At 43.0% G+C, this 14,959-nt stretch carries 11 protein-coding genes; 9 read left to right on the top strand and 2 right to left on the bottom strand.

The window, feature by feature from the left end; genetic code table 11:
• The first annotated feature begins 892 nt into the window (after positions 1–892).
• From CLI64_RS02755 to CLI64_RS02740, 4 genes are all read left to right on the top strand, one after another.
• Positions 893–1,948 carry a permease gene (locus CLI64_RS02755; RefSeq protein WP_103135797.1) on the top strand — a complete coding sequence of 352 codons (1,056 nt, stop codon included), beginning with the start codon at positions 893–895 and terminating at the stop codon, positions 1,946–1,948.
• A 139-nt stretch (positions 1,949–2,087) separates the two neighbouring features.
• Complete coding sequence (locus CLI64_RS02750) at positions 2,088–2,843, top strand: TIGR03943 family protein (protein WP_103135796.1); 756 nt, start codon at positions 2,088–2,090, stop codon at positions 2,841–2,843.
• Positions 2,844–2,919: 76 nt separating this feature from the next.
• Positions 2,920–4,410, top strand: a complete 1,491-nt coding sequence (locus CLI64_RS02745; RefSeq protein ID WP_103135795.1) for an Ig-like domain-containing protein — start codon at positions 2,920–2,922, stop codon at positions 4,408–4,410.
• Between the two features lie 543 nt (positions 4,411–4,953).
• Positions 4,954–6,510 (top strand): hypothetical protein, encoded by a 1,557-nt coding sequence (locus CLI64_RS02740; RefSeq protein ID WP_192881668.1) that lies wholly within the window; start codon positions 4,954–4,956, stop codon positions 6,508–6,510.
• 109 nt (positions 6,511–6,619) lie between these two features.
• Here the strand turns inward: CLI64_RS02740 and CLI64_RS02735 are convergent, their stop codons facing one another.
• The gene (locus tag CLI64_RS02735; protein ID WP_103135793.1) at positions 6,620–8,710 is read right to left on the bottom strand and encodes an NAD(P)/FAD-dependent oxidoreductase; all 2,091 of its coding nucleotides are present in this window, start codon (positions 8,708–8,710) and stop codon (positions 6,620–6,622) included.
• 161 nt (positions 8,711–8,871) lie between these two features.
• Between CLI64_RS02735 and CLI64_RS02730 the strand changes: the two genes are divergently transcribed.
• On the top strand, positions 8,872–9,105 hold the full coding sequence (locus CLI64_RS02730) for a hypothetical protein (protein ID WP_103135792.1): 234 nt from the start codon (positions 8,872–8,874) through the stop codon (positions 9,103–9,105).
• A gap of 367 nt (positions 9,106–9,472) precedes the next feature.
• Here CLI64_RS02730 and cimA read toward each other — a convergent pair whose 3' ends face one another.
• Positions 9,473–11,158, bottom strand: coding sequence for a citramalate synthase (gene cimA, locus CLI64_RS02725; RefSeq protein ID WP_103135791.1), 1,686 nt, complete (start codon positions 11,156–11,158; stop codon positions 9,473–9,475).
• A gap of 75 nt (positions 11,159–11,233) precedes the next feature.
• On the opposite strand from cimA, the gene CLI64_RS02720 reads away from it, so the two are divergent.
• The 4 genes from CLI64_RS02720 (at position 11,234) to psb34 (ending at position 14,788) form a co-directional block, all read left to right on the top strand.
• A complete protein-coding gene (locus tag CLI64_RS02720) occupies positions 11,234–11,572 on the top strand; it encodes a 2Fe-2S iron-sulfur cluster-binding protein (RefSeq protein ID WP_103135790.1) in 339 nt (112 codons plus the stop codon).
• A gap of 21 nt (positions 11,573–11,593) precedes the next feature.
• The gene (locus tag CLI64_RS02715; RefSeq protein ID WP_103135789.1) at positions 11,594–12,094 is read left to right on the top strand and encodes a hypothetical protein; all 501 of its coding nucleotides are present in this window, start codon (positions 11,594–11,596) and stop codon (positions 12,092–12,094) included.
• 275 nt (positions 12,095–12,369) lie between these two features.
• Entirely contained in the window at positions 12,370–14,328 is a 1,959-nt protein-coding gene (thiO, locus tag CLI64_RS02710) for a glycine oxidase ThiO (RefSeq protein ID WP_103135788.1), read from the top strand.
• Between the two features lie 280 nt (positions 14,329–14,608).
• A complete protein-coding gene (psb34, locus tag CLI64_RS02705) occupies positions 14,609–14,788 on the top strand; it encodes a photosystem II assembly protein Psb34 (RefSeq protein ID WP_103135787.1) in 180 nt (59 codons plus the stop codon).
• The last annotated feature ends 171 nt before the right edge of the window (positions 14,789–14,959 follow it).

Genomic DNA, 14,959 nt, shown 5'->3' with positions numbered 1-14,959 from the left:
GTCTGATTTCCACCGAACCGTACTATTCTCTAAACTTGAACGCCAATACTCAATAAATTCAGTATTTTTACTTAAAAAAATACTTACTCCGCAGAATTTTGCAAATTGGTATTGCAGCTTGAGACTTTTTATAGTAGAAAGTCAACCAACCCTAAAATCTAATTTTCGGAGCATAGCCAAAACTATGAATAACTATGAATACGAGTAAAATCAAGCGATCCCCAAATGTTTAAAAATATAAATTATCAGGCGAATCGCCCAGAAATCAGTATTATTAAGCGATGATATAAGTAAGTATCATGAACAAACCAACAATTCCAGAGTCAAACAATTTTGGGTTTTGGATTTTAGATTTTAGATTGATCCCGAACACGCCTGAGATGCGGGGCTTGGAGATTTCAGGTGGACGTTAGCGTAGCGGACGTAGCGTAGTGAGTATGTGAAATTTATTCCGCCTACAAGGGGCAGATTATGAACAAAAACAATACTCAATCCAAAATCCAAAATTCAAAATTTGGAGGATTATACAAAGCTAAAAAAATTTGCTCACTAAAAATAGTCACAAATCTGTAAATTTAAAGATAATTGCTTTTACTCTTAAATTTTTGAGTTTTGCTCAATGCTATGTTAGTTCCACACTAAATACAAAAAATAGGAACTATTGCGTTTATACAACAATCATTAGACTCATTGATCATCAGTATATGTTGCACCATCAAACAGCTATCAATAAATTATTGATAGCTATGAAGACCGCCACTCAAATTTCTAACATCTATCAATTAACTGTTTTGAATGATGTTGCATCTAATTTAAATGTGTTTGAACCTGATTCAGATAGAATGACTAAGCATAACCTCAAAACTTCAAACCGCTTTTGACTGCGACACCCATGAATCAATTGAACAATGGTTTCACTATATTTTTGAGTTTGCTAGTCGAGGCGATGCCTTTTTTGCTTTTAGGGGTTTTATTCTCCAGTTTGCTGCTATTTTTCGTAGATGAGCGCAAATTAGTCGAGAAAATGCCCCAAAACCCGCTACTAGGTGCTTTAGTTGGCAGTATGGTTGGCTTTTTGTTTCCAGTGTGTGAATGTGGCAATGTGCCTGTTGCTAGGCGGTTGCTAATGCAAGGAGTACCTACACCTGTAGCAGTTGGTTTTTTACTAGCAGCACCAACAATCAACCCGATTGTCATTTGGGCGACATGGACAGCATTTCGTGATCAGCCAGAAATTGTAGTTTTGCGAGTAGTCTTTTCGTTATTAATTGCGACAATTATTGGCTATGTGTTTAGTTTTCAGACCGATTTGCAACCCATAGTACAACCAGCGATCGCCCGTTACTTAAAATTTAATCCCCCTCCCAATCCAGAACAAAAACGTCGAGGTAAATCGTCAACAGGCAAACCAGCCATCAACACACCTAATATTTTGCGTTCTGGGACTTATATTTTAGGGGGTAGAGCTGGGATGACGACAAGATTAGATGCTAACCAACTCCCCACCAGTGAACCCAACCTCAATACAGGTAAAAGCAAAGCAGACAAATTGCGTTTAGTGCTAGACAACAGCATCCAAGAATTACGGGAATTAGGCGGTGTCATGATTTTAGGAAGTGCGATCGCGGCCGCAATTCAAGTGTTAGCACCCCGCGATTTAATCCTCAGCCTTGGCGCAGGCCCCATTACCTCCATTTTGGTGATGTTAGTGTTAGCCGCCGTCGTTTCTATTTGTTCCACAGTCGATTCCTTTTTCGCCCTATCCTTCGCCTCAACCTTCAGCAGTGGTTCATTACTAGCATTTTTAGTTTTCGGCCCCATGATTGACATCAAAAGCGTAGGTTTGATGTTATCCATGTTCAAACCCAAAACCATCTTTTACCTATTTGCTTTAGCAGGACAACTTACGTTTTTATTCACCCTGTTTATTAACTTGCACGTCATTTAGTTAGGGGTGTAGGGGAAGGTGGAAGAAATGAGTGCTGAGTAATGAGTAATAAGTAATGAGTAATGAGTAATGAGTGCTGAGTAATAAGTAATGAATGGTGACTAATGACTAATGACTAATGACTAATGACTATTGACTAATGACTAAATCTCAACCCCAAAATAAATTTCTGCCCTGGCTGGATGTATTAGCAATTGCATCTTGGGGCGTATTAATGCTGAAATATTGGGTAACTGGCAAGCTCAATTTGTTAATTCATCCCAATTTCTTTGGTTTAGTATTTGTATGTGGTATCGCCTTGATTGTCATTGCTTTCTTAAAAGCGAAAGAACTATGGCAACGGCGACGACGGGAGATTACACCCAATGTTCAGCACGTTAACTTCTTCGCACCTGGATGGGGTAGTAGTTTGCTACTTATCTCAGCAATTTTAGGAATAATCATCACACCCCAAGTATTCGCCAGTGATAAAGCACTACAAAGAGGTGTAACAGAGTTAACTAATTCTCGTGTCCAACCCCAAGCCTTTCGGGCTTCCACTCGTCCAGAAGAGCGATCGCTGGTAGACTGGGTACGCACACTCAGCGTTTACCCTGAGCCAGACGGATACACCGGTCAAAAAGTGAAAGTGCAAGGGTTTGTCATCCACCCACCAGACATGGGTAAAGAATACATATTTCTCGCCAGATTTGTTCTCACCTGCTGCGCCGCAGATGCCTATCCCGTTGGCTTACCCGTAAAACTCTCAGAAAGTCAAGAAAGATACACCCCTGACACTTGGCTAGAAATAGAAGGAAAAATGGTGACAGAAACCATAAGCGGTAAACGCCAACTCACCATCGCCGCCAGTTCCTTGAAAAAAATTCCCCAACCACCCAATCCTTATAGCTATTAGGGACTGGGGACAAGGTAGGAGATGAGAAAAACTGTTCCCTGTTCCCTGTTCTCTAATGACTAATGACTATTGACTAATGACTACCAAATCTTTCCTCCAACCATTAGATCGAATAGCGATCGCTTTCATGCTGTTGCTCAGTGTGTTGATTGGGCTACTCATTTTGCAAGGTGATGTCGTAGCAGCGCGGGTGCGGGATTTTTCCTGGCAAAATCAGCAAATTGGGGCAGAAGATATTTCTTTTACCCTCACTTTTAGCCGTCCGATGGATGCTAAAAGTGTCGAGGATAATTTAAAAATTGACCCACCCCTGGCAGGTAAAGTCAGTTGGAGTGGGCGACGGATGGTTTATACACTGTTAACACCTGCACCTTACGGCACAAACTATAAAGTTGAGTTACAAGGAGCTAAAGATAAATTTGCGCCGCCAGAAGATAAGAAGCGGGTAATACAGCCTTTCTTGGGTCAGTTTACTACGCGCGATCGCGTGATTCTCTACATAGGAGCTGACCAAGAAGATAAAGGCCGCTTAGTTCTTTACAACTTAACTCAAGAGCAAAAAACAGTCCTCACTCCCAAAGAGTTAGTCGTGATGGACTTTAAAGCCTATCCCGACGGGGAAAAAATCTTGTTTTCAGCCCGTGCTAGCAATAATCAAGACTTACTATCAGCGAAAGTATATACTGTTACCACTGGAATTTCTGCCAAAGTTGGCGCATCAGCAACCACAGCAGGTTTAATCGAGCTAGTTTTAGACAATAAAGACTATCAGAATCTCAAATTCGACTTATCACCAGACGGACAAACAATAGTCGTACAAAGAGGAAATAGAAAAAATCCCAGCGACTTTGGATTGTGGTTTATGCCGGCTAACGTTCCATCAGGGGAAAAACCTCAACCCCAACGTTTACAAAGTCAACCAGGGGGAGATTTTCTGATTACTCCTGATAGTAAAGCCGTAGCCATTGCCCAAGGACAAGGGGCTGCTATTTTACCTCTGCAAAAGGATGCCAGCAAACCCTTAGATTTTCTGCCGCAGTTTGGTTTAGTACAATCCTTTTCCAAGGATGGCTCTCAAGCAGCTATGGTCAAATTTAATACTGACTTTACAAAAGAATTATTTTTAGTCACTAATCAAGGCACACAGCAGCCCCTAGTCAAGACAACAGGCTCAATTCTCAGTTGCCAGTTTGATCCTGCTTCACCTACCCTCTACTGCTTATTAACACAACTCGTCTCTCAGGCACAATATATCGAACAGCCTTACTTAGTAGCCATTGATCTAAAAAACCAGCAGCAGAAACCATTATTAGTCTTACCAGTAGAACAAAGAAACGTGCAGATGAGTTTATCACCTGATGGTTTAGCCTTGCTATTTGACCAAGTAGTTCCCGAAACCAATACTAGTAAACCATCTGCTAACAATTTGAAGACTGATGAAGGTGAAGCGATCGCCACTAGTAGTCTCTGGTTAATGCCCCTACTGCCCATTTCTGATGCAGCCATCAGCACCATTAAACCAGAAAAGCTTCCCCTAATTGGTTTCCATCCTCGTTGGTTGCCATAGTTACTGGGCAAAAGGCAAAAGGCAAAAGGTAAAAGGCAAGAATTGTGGCTTTTGTAGGGGCAAGCCTTTACTATGCAACACTAACGCTAAATGTAGAGGATTTTGAATTGATTTCTCCCCAGTCCCCAATCCCCAGTCCCCAATCCCCATTTTTAAATTTTTGACTTTTTTATTGACTATCCCAAAGATGTTTTTGATAAATTATATACAGATATAGTGTTTCTCCAACGTGTGAATTTCAACTAGGGAGCTGCTACCACATAACTTTTGACTAAAGCCAAGTCCGCTTGAACCAAAACATTTCAGTATCTGTACAGCAACTCATACATCTGTAGCATTTAAACTCAAAATCCCCCCAATATCTCAGGTTGACGGGGGGTAAGTTCTTAATGTTATAACGACATCAGTTATAGATGCAAAATGGGGAACACTAATCAATAATGACTACTTAAGCTAGGGAAAACTATAGCTTGGCTATAAATCTCTTCCCTAGATAGTTAATCAGCAATGCTGAACATTGATTAAGTAGGTGGTTCAAGAGTGATGAATGAAGCCGACACCTCAAATAACAGGAATGTGATGGAATCTCCTAATTCTTCTGCTAATTCTCTACAACCAGAACAAACTATCTGTCCTTTTTATTCAGTCGTACCTACTGACAATGTAAGCGTTGCTAAATTGCCACTCCTCAAACCCGCAGCAGATGAGCCGCACCATCACACAACTGCTGATTTTACTCAAGATAACCATGTACAGACAGATTGGGTTGTAGAACCTGATAGTGAACAGCAAACACAGATTGCAGAAGAATTTCAAAAACTCTTGGCATTAAATACAGAATTGCGTACTGCCAATAATGAGTTATATCAGCAAGTAGAACATCTCAAAGACGAATTAGTAGAGTCAGAAAAGGCTCTACAGTGGCAAAAAAGACGCTCTAGCGTTACAGAATCTATGCTTAATCAGCAAGCACAAGAACTTGCTGCGGCTCAAGAACAAATCCAATCATTATTCCAACAGCTAGAAACTACAGCCCAAACAGCACAGCGTCAAGAAATCTTAATTGAAAGTTACAAAGCCCAATTACAAATAAGTCAACAACGCATTGCCCAGTTAGAAAGGGAATGCACTTTATTACAAACAAACTATAGCGAACAATCTCAGCAAGTATTGCAGTCAGAAAACGCTTGTCGGGAGTTGCGGACTAGATTAATGCGACAACAACGTCAAACATTACAATTTAAAGCCGCACTGGAAAAATGTCTAGAAACATCTATTCCCAGTTATGATTCTTCTGATACAGCTACCGATAAGCCGCCAAGTTCAGTCCCTCACAAATCGCGGTTTGCCAAAAAAGCCAGGTCTTTGTTTCCTAATGCACAGCCGATTAAACCTTGGTCAGCAGAACCAGAATCACCAACAGAAAATACTGATCAGGTAAACACTGAGCCTTCATTACCACCTCCATTTACCAGTAGTTATGCAGTTCCCAACCCTTCGCCGATTTGGAACTGGCCGCCTAAAGAACAGACTCCCTCACCCCCTCAGCCAGAACCATCAATGGAAACTGGGGAAAATGAACCACCAGTAACTCAACCAGAAGAAACAGTATCTGTAACACCATCACCAGAACTAGATGAGCAAATAGACAGCCTGATTCAAATGTTTTTTGCATCTCAGTCTGGAACTGGAACTACACCTACAAAACCACCAGTAACAGAACTTCATTCTGATCATCAAGCTGAAGAAAATCCAGTTTGGGAAACTTGGGCGACAAGTGTTGAAGACGATACCGTACCAGAAACGACACCAGACAACCCAGCAATAAAATTTACAGAAATCGTACCTCCAGTAAATAACTCTGCTACATTGTCATTTAATTTATCGTCTACAGATAAATCTACTCCAACACCAGACAATCTTTATAGTGAAACCTCCCCACTGCATGAAAATTTAGGATTAGGTGATTTACCTCCAGAATTGGGAGGAGAAGTTGTTGATCAAGATTCTCAATCACCTTCGCCAGTAGTTTATCCTCAGCGTCCACCAAAAGGACGAAAGTCTTTAGCATCCGTGGAATTGCCGAAGTTTATGCAATGAATAGGGGTGTAAGGGTATAGGGGTATAGGGGTATAGGGGTGTAGGGGAAAAACAAGTATGAATTTTCCCTTACACCCCCACACCCTTACACCCCCACACCCTTAAACACTTACACTCCTTCTGAACGAAGAGTTTCGTTCCCTAAGTTAGCATTAGCAAACTGCTGGGGCGATCGCGGTTTACCTGTGGTGATCGCGTAGTTAATACTTAGTAACCACAGCCATATTCCTGGATAACGGGGTTCTAGTTTGGGCTGAACCCAGATGAGAAAACTGGGAAACCAAGCACTGAGTAAAGCACTCACTAAGGCGTGACGACCAAAATTGACATAATTTCCTAACCACCTGAGTAAATCTTTCCAGCCAGCCATTTCCCAAATCCACCAAATTAAAGCGGGATTGATGCGTGCTGCTTTCAATGCTAGGCGGTTAAAAGTTAACCAATCACAACGATCCTTAATAAAGTTATCGGCTACTTCTAGGGGTTCATCAGCTAATAACCCAAAGAATGTATTCAACATGGCATTGATGCGTTGGGGTGGGAGGAATTTTCCAGTAGGAACCATCATCCCTTTAGAAAATAGCCAAGTGACAGACACATTACTTTGGTAAGCGCGGATTAAGTTCAAATGGCGTTGACTCAACAAATCATGCTTGAGTGCGACATTTAATAAAGTGGTGAGACGTTCTAAATTACGTACCAGTGAGCCGAAACCTGTGAATACTAAGGGTGATTGTAAAGATGCAGCATCACCAATTGCAATTAATCGATCAAAGGCCACTTGGCGATCGCGACTATTTACACTAAAATGCCCAGGTATGTAGCCAAAAGTTGGCTTTTTCCACACCAACTGCTCTAAATCACATCGGCGATACTCCGGCAAAATCGTAAAGAAATCCTCATACATCTCTAGCAAAGAACCGGGGTTTTCTGGATTAACTTCGTGGTAATGAAATAGATAAATTGTCAGTTCTTCACCCGCACCAGGAAACAATTCCCAAATTAATTGTCTACCCCGTGAAATATCGCCGTGGCTGTACAATACATCTCCATACTGTGAATCCCACACACCAGGGGCAAATCCCTTGTCAATCACTGCTCCCACCGTCGGACAGACGCTATCAAAAGCGCGCCCACCGTTCAGTTGCCAAGCAATGGGGGAAGCCGTTCCCATCGCATCCACCAGAAGCCTACCACTCACTTGCTTTTGTGTTTGAGTGGGTAAATGCTGGAGTGTAACTACAACTTGTGATTGCTCAATATTGGCTTGTAAAAACTCTGTTTCATCCCAAATTTCGCCACCTGCGGCTGTTAACTTTTGTCCACACAACCGCAATAATTTATCGGAGTCTAAAGATATATTTAGCACCGTGGGCGTGTGTAAAATAGGCGATCGCAATTTGGGTGGATTATTGCCGTCGAAAAACTTATTAAATCCGTCCTTATATTCTCTGACAATAATCGTTTCCAATTCAGCTGGCGTAAATAAACCCAAGTTCACCAAACTTTGAAGTTCATCACGGGAAATATTCCATTCCCGATTCATCCGTCCAAACGCCAGACGTTCCACCAGCAGCACTTTGTAACCCAATTGTGCCATCACTGCCGCATGAATTACCCCCAGCGCACCGCCAATATAAATCAAGTCATATTGCGGATTGGGTGTTTTTCCTGCCTCATCTCCTTGTACAAACAGCACCTGACGAGGCTTTTGAGGATGCCGCACTCCTTCACGCCATCTTTGTTCCCACCAATAGGCGCGCTTGAGGTCATATTCCCCATTGGGCATTTTTTGGAAATATTTCACCGTCAGGGGATAGTAAGGGGCTAAAGCCTCAAAAATCGATTGCTGTGATAAATCAATTGCTGGTGGTTCGGGGTAGCAATGGGGAAAACGCTGTCTGACGGCTTTTGTTAACTTTTGCAGAAAATCCTTTTCTTGGGCAAGAGGTGTATCTGCCCATCGGAAGACCTTAAGGTAAGTAGTTCTCTGGACAGACCAAACAAATACAGAGATTTCTTTCGGTAAATTTTCGGAAAAATTAGTACCACCTGTTGTATATTTACTAGATAATTTCAGGCAGAATCCATCTGGAGTCAGTATTTTTTCCCAATTTCCTGGGTCAAACTCTGATTGCAGCCAACTGCGTACGGTTGCCGTGTCCGAAATCGGAACTTCGAGATAAAGGATTTCTTTCATGTTTTTCTGACATCTGTGATTAATCTACTTATCTAGGCAGATATGCGAAAGGCATAAAGTACGCTAAACTCCGCCCTATCATTTCAATAAAGATTCAGTAAAGAATTTTTAATAATTTGTCAAAACTTTTTTCCATTTCCTAAGTTTAATAAACCCACGCCATGAATTATCCCATTCCAGACAGTCCTCAAGAAATTTTTGCTTTAAAACAACAGCCGGTAGATGAAGAATTAGTCGCCTCAGCGATCGCCGGAGTGATTAAAATCGTCCGTTCCCAAGGACAATCTTTAGAAGATTTGACAGCCCAACTGCTAGCTGATGACCCTGTATTAGATCAGCAGCAACGCCGTTGGCTGAGTACGGTAGTCACTCAAGCTTGGGAGAGTTTTGGTTAAGCAGGCAGGGGGGCAGGGGGCAGGGGTGCAGGGGTGCAGGGGGCAGGGGGCAGCTGACAGATGTAGGTTTTTTACGTTGTGTACCAAAAACCTTGGTTTTGGGGTGTAGGGGTGTAAGGGTTTAGGGGTGTAGGGGTGAGTGAAACAATGATTCTGTCGTTAGTCTGAGAGTCATCACTTACTGCTGGGTAAAAAACCTACACTTGTGAGGCAGGGGGCAGGGGGCAGAGGGCAGGGGAGAAAAAATCACTCAGCACGGGCTAAACGCCCCGCTTCCGCTAACAGCACGGGCTAAACGCCCCGCTACCGCTAACAGCACTCAGCACTCCTCCAAGCGATCGCTTTTATCCCCTACACCCTTACACCCTTACACCCTCACACCCCTAAACCCCAAGTCTTGAGATGCTTGAAAATGCAGTAACAAACCATATTCCAAGCCCTCCACAACTGCTTGATAGGAAGCTGCCAAAATATTTGTCGAAACGCCGATAGTCGTCCAACGATGCGAACCGTTACCCGATTCCACTAGCACACGAGTTTTAGATGCTGTCCCCCGATGTCCGTTGAGAATCCGCACTTTGTAATCTGTCAATTCAAAATTAGCAATTTGCGGGTAAAAATTCCTTAAAGCTTTGCGTAAAGCTGCATCTAACGCCGCTACAGGGCCATTACCTTCGGCAGCTTCTAATTTATCTTCCCCATTAACAGCTAATTTCACTGTAGCTAGAGCATTATTAGATTCTTGCCCCTCCACTAAATCACAGTGGACTTGAAACCCCTTCACTTCAAAAAATTTCTGGCGATCGCCTAAAGCCTCATACATCAACAGTGCAAAACTAGCTTCAGCTGCCTCAAATTGATAACCTTCACTTTCTAACTCTTTGAGACGCTGGAGAATTTGCTTAGTTTCTGGGGATTGCTTGTCAATTTCAATACCAAAACTCCTGGCTTTAGCTAACACATTACTCACCCCAGACTGTTCAGAAATCACAATCCGACGACGATTTCCTACCTGTTCTGGCTGAATATGTTCATAAGTCAGGGGATTTCTCTCCACCGCCGACACATGGATACCACCTTTGTGGGCAAAAGCCGAACGTCCCACAAAAGGTGCGTGTTCATCAGGGGCTAAATTCACAACTTCACTCACAAAGCGACTAGCTTCTGCTAGTTGACTAAGCTGGTGTTCAGCGATACAACTATAGCCCAGCTTTAATTGTAAATTAGGAATCAGTGAACATAAGTTAGCATTGCCACACCGTTCACCATAACCGTTAATTGTGCCTTGTACCATAGTTGCCCCTGCCATCACAGCTGCTAAGGCATTGGCTACAGCCATATCTGAATCATTATGAGTATGTATTCCAATTTGGGGAATTGGGGACTGGGGACTAGGGACTAGGGACTGGGAAAGATTCTTCCCATTCCCGATTCCCCATTCCCCAGTCGCTTTCACCACATCCTGTACAATCTGACTTACTTCATGGGGTAAAGTCCCGCCGTTGGTATCACACAAAACTAGCCACTCTGCCCCAGCCATCATTGCTGCTTTGAGAGTTTGTAAAGCATATTCTTGATTCTGCTTGTAACCATCAAACCAGTGTTCCGCATCGTAAATTACCCGTCGCCCTTGAGTGCGAAAAAACGCGATCGTATCGCGAATCATCGCTAAATTTTCTTCTAAAGTCGTTTTTAGACCTGATGTGACGTGTAAATCCCAGGATTTGCCGAAAATCGTTACCCAGTGAGTCCCCGCAGTCAGTATGTCCTGTAGCATTGGTTCCTCGGCGGCTGTGGTGTGCGGGCGACGAGTTGAACAAAATGCCACAATTTCTGATTGTTTAAGCGGATTCTCTTGTAACTGCCAGAAAAATTGAACATCTTTAGGGTTAGCCCCAGGCCACCCACCTTCTATAAAAGGAATCCCTAACTGATCAAGTCTGTAAGCAATGCGTAGCTTGTCTTCTATGGAAACTGATAACCCTTCGCGCTGAGTGCCATCCCGTAGTGTGGTGTCATAAAGCCAAATTTGGGGTAAGGGATTTGTGGTCATAAGAATCAAACTGTTGATACAACTTTACAAGCAATGTGTCAAGATACAACAAAAAGTCTATTTGGTAATTAGAATATGCCTAAGGTACTGGCTCAAGGTCAAACAATTGAGTGTAATAGCGGAGCTAATTTACGCGAAATTCTGCTAAAAAATGGTATTGACCTCTACAATGGCGGTGCTAGGCTAATAAACTGTCGAGGAATTGGTAGTTGTGGAACTTGTGCGGTCAAAGTAGAGGGTGAGGTGTCAGCAGCGAATTGGCGTGATCAAACGCGGAGATCGCTTCCTCCCCATTCTCCTACAAAAGACCTGCGTTTAGCTTGTCAGACTCAAGTGCTAGGCGACGTAAAAGTAACAAAATTTGACGGATTTTGGGGTCAAGGTTCTCAAGTCGTATGGCAACCAGAAGGTTAGGTTAAAAAGGAGAAAATCAAGATGGGTAGATGGACACCGCTAGTTTTAATGGCTGGAGGCTTGGCTATTTTAATGGGGACATTGCTAGGCATTAATTTTCCGATGCGTGAGGCGCAAAAAGTCAGCAACAACGCCCCTGGAGATAAAGCATCCAAAGTTCTCCCAGCCAACATTAACGTTAATAGCTCTGCACCCAGCAGGAATAGAGGTAATGCTACTACACCCGAAAACAGAAGTAATGTAGCTCAACAAGAAGATTTTAATACTGGCGATAACTCTAGTGATAGTGCTAGTGAAGAAAGAGGTAACGTTTCTCAAGAAGATCGCCGTTCCACCAGCCGGACAAACGTAGCTCAAAGTAATGCTAACGAGTCACCATCATCCTCTGACAATAACGATAGTTCTAATAACAACACTTCTGACAATACTACCGAAAATACTTCAGACACAACTACAGAAGTGCAATCTACTACTTCATCTCCCAGTAATCAAGACCGAGAACCCATTCGCGCTTTATGGTAATTGGCTATGGGACATGGTTCAGTGATCAGTGATCATTCTTCACTTGATGACTGCTCACTGATTTTGCTACTGTGCTGCTCTGCTTATTTCCTGGTGTCACTAGTTGTTAGTTACAATTTATGGGTCATTAGTTGTGAACTAATGACCCTTCGGGTAATCTTCCCTTCGGGACGCTCCGCGAACGAGAACCCCCCAAGGAAAGCTAGTTCTTCATAGGGGAAATCCCTAAAACTGCACTAGCTCACTAATGACTAACGACTAATGACTACTAACGAATGACTGGTGAGATTGTAATTATTGGTGGCGGCGTTATTGGTTTAGCGATCGCCGTTGAATTGAAGTGGCGCGGGGCAAATGTCACCGTGCTTTGTCGTGATTTCCAAGCTGCTGCTTCCCATGCCGCCGCCGGAATGTTAGCCCCAGATGCAGAAAGAATTACTGATGGGGCGATGAAGTCTTTGTGCTGGCGATCGCGCTCATTATATCCAGATTGGACACAAAAATTAGCGGATTTAACGGGCTTAAATACTGGTTATTGGGCTTGTGGTATTCTTGCCCCGATTTATGAGCAGGGGTGCAGGGGTGCAGGGGTGCAGGGAGAATCGCCTGGGTATTGGTTAGATAAAACTGCTATCCATCAATATCAGTCAGGATTAGGATCAGATGTCGTTGGCGGTTGGTGGTATCCAGAAGATGCCCAAGTTGATAATCGGGCTTTAGTTCATGTGTTGTGGGCTGCGGCTGAGTCTTTGGGTGTGGAACTCAAGGATGGTGTGACAGTCGAAGCTTTCTTACAACAACAAGGTCAGGTTATGGGTGTCCAAACTAATATGGGCATCATTCGGGCTGACCATTATGTTTTGGCGACGGGTGCTTGGTCTAATCAATTACTACCTGTACCTGTATTTCCCCGCAAAGGGCAAATGTTGAGTGTCAGAGTTCCTGATTCTCTGGCAGAACTGCCTTTAAAGCGGGTGTTATTTGGAGATAATATCTACATCGTACCCAGACGCGATCGCTCCATTATTATTGGGGCAACTAGTGAAGATGTGGGTTTCACTCCCCATAACACCCCCGATGGTATGCAAGCTTTACTGCAAGGCGCGATTCGTTTATACCCAGAACTACAGCATTATCCCATACAAGAATTTTGGTGGGGATTCCGCCCAGGAACTCCCGATGAACTGCCCATCTTAGGCACTAGCCATTGTGCAAATCTCACCTTAGCTACAGGTCATTACCGCAATGGTATCTTACTTACACCCATCACCGCTAAACTCATCGCTGATTTAGTTTGGGAGCAAAAATCAGATCCTCTCCTCTCCCATTTCCATTATTCTCGCTTTCAAAAACAGCCATCTACCCCCATGCTCATTTCTCAATCCCCACTTTCTAGTCAAGACGCAATCAATCATGTCTCTACCCACTCAGAACTCAGCACTCCAGACTCAGCCCTCACAATCGCTGGCAAAACCTTCCACTCCCGCCTGATGACTGGTACAGGTAAGTATCGCAGCATCGAGGAAATGCAGCAAAGTGTTGAGGCTAGCGGTTGCCAAATAGTTACCGTGGCGGTAAGAAGAGTACAGACAAAAGCACCAGGACATGAAGGTTTAGCGGAAGCTTTAGATTGGTCAAAAATTTGGATGTTACCCAATACCGCAGGTTGTCAAACTGCCGAAGAGGCAATTCGCGTGGCGCGTTTAGGACGAGAAATGGCGAAACTATTGGGGCAGGAAGATAATAATTTTATTAAGTTAGAAGTGATTCCAGATCAGAAATATTTACTCCCTGATCCCATCGGGACATTACAAGCTGCCGAACAACTGGTAAAAGAAGGTTTTGCCGTGTTGCCTTATATTAATGCTGACCCGATGTTAGCTAAAAGACTGGAGGAGGTAGGCTGTGCAACTGTGATGCCCTTAGCTTCACCCATCGGTTCAGGACAGGGTTTAAAAACCACTGCAAATATCCAGATCATCATTGAGAATGCCAATATACCTGTAGTTGTGGATGCGGGGATTGGCGCACCTTCAGAAGCCTCCCAAGCAATGGAATTAGGGGCAGATGCGTTATTAATTAATAGTGCGATCGCTTTAGCTCAAAACCCTGTAGCAATGGCGCGCGCCATGAATTTAGCCACACAAGCCGGTCGTTTAGCCTATTTAGCCGGACGAATGCCCATAAGAACCCATGCCAGTGCTAGTTCTCCCCTGACTGGTACGATTAGTTAGTTAATTTTCAAAACGGCGTTGCTGATTGAGAATATTAATTTATCTCGCGCATACCGCTAACGGGTAACTTGCAGAGTAGGCGCAAAGGCACAAAGAAAAGCAAAGGTAATTTTTGTATTTCATACTCTGATACAGCAACGTCTTCAAAACACAGCCTTTTGACGTGTGTTAGTTAATAAAATCATTCTTGATTTATGTAACGATTTATATCTGATCTGATCGATAGCAGATACATATCTTTATAAGATTAAATAAAAAATTGAGTCCAAGGAATTAATTCATGCCCTATACCAACGAAGAAGGCGGACGTTTGAATAATTTTGCCCAAGAACCAAAGGTTTATCGTGCTGAACCTCCGACAGCAGCACAAAAGCGCAACTATGTAATTTTAGGTGTTGCAGCGACAATCTTGGTTGGTGGTCTGATTTTCGTCGCTTTCTCTGTTTCTAATCTCAGCTAAGAATAAGAAAATTTAATCAAAAATTCCTTTTATTTATGTGTTTCAGGTTTCCGTCTGCTAGAAACCTGGATTTTTATTTTTTATGAAGATTAATTCTATTCAGTCAAAAACTCTTTTATACCAGTACAAACACCAAAACTCAAACAAGAGAGATCAAAAATAAAAAATTTA

The sequence above is a fragment of the Nostoc sp. CENA543 genome, from assembly GCF_002896875.1.
Classification (GTDB): Bacteria; Cyanobacteriota; Cyanobacteriia; order Cyanobacteriales; family Nostocaceae; genus Trichormus.
This window is presented reverse-complemented; position numbering and strand designations above follow the sequence as displayed.

What these genes read in the sequence shown, in the direction of transcription:
- CLI64_RS02755 (WP_103135797.1), top strand. Translation starts at nt 893, where the DNA reads ATGAATCAATTGAACAATGGTTTCACTATATTTTTGAGTTTGCTAGTC.
- CLI64_RS02750 (WP_103135796.1), top strand. Translation starts at nt 2,088, where the DNA reads ATGACTAAATCTCAACCCCAAAATAAATTTCTGCCCTGGCTGGATGTA.
- CLI64_RS02745 (WP_103135795.1), top strand. Translation starts at nt 2,920, where the DNA reads ATGACTACCAAATCTTTCCTCCAACCATTAGATCGAATAGCGATCGCT.
- CLI64_RS02740 (WP_192881668.1), top strand. Translation starts at nt 4,954, where the DNA reads ATGAATGAAGCCGACACCTCAAATAACAGGAATGTGATGGAATCTCCT.
- CLI64_RS02735 (WP_103135793.1), bottom strand. Translation starts at nt 8,710, where the DNA reads ATGAAAGAAATCCTTTATCTCGAAGTTCCGATTTCGGACACGGCAACC.
- CLI64_RS02730 (WP_103135792.1), top strand. Translation starts at nt 8,872, where the DNA reads ATGAATTATCCCATTCCAGACAGTCCTCAAGAAATTTTTGCTTTAAAA.
- cimA (WP_103135791.1), bottom strand. Translation starts at nt 11,158, where the DNA reads ATGACCACAAATCCCTTACCCCAAATTTGGCTTTATGACACCACACTA.
- CLI64_RS02720 (WP_103135790.1), top strand. Translation starts at nt 11,234, where the DNA reads ATGCCTAAGGTACTGGCTCAAGGTCAAACAATTGAGTGTAATAGCGGA.
- CLI64_RS02715 (WP_103135789.1), top strand. Translation starts at nt 11,594, where the DNA reads ATGGGTAGATGGACACCGCTAGTTTTAATGGCTGGAGGCTTGGCTATT.
- thiO (WP_103135788.1), top strand. Translation starts at nt 12,370, where the DNA reads ATGACTGGTGAGATTGTAATTATTGGTGGCGGCGTTATTGGTTTAGCG.
- psb34 (WP_103135787.1), top strand. Translation starts at nt 14,609, where the DNA reads ATGCCCTATACCAACGAAGAAGGCGGACGTTTGAATAATTTTGCCCAA.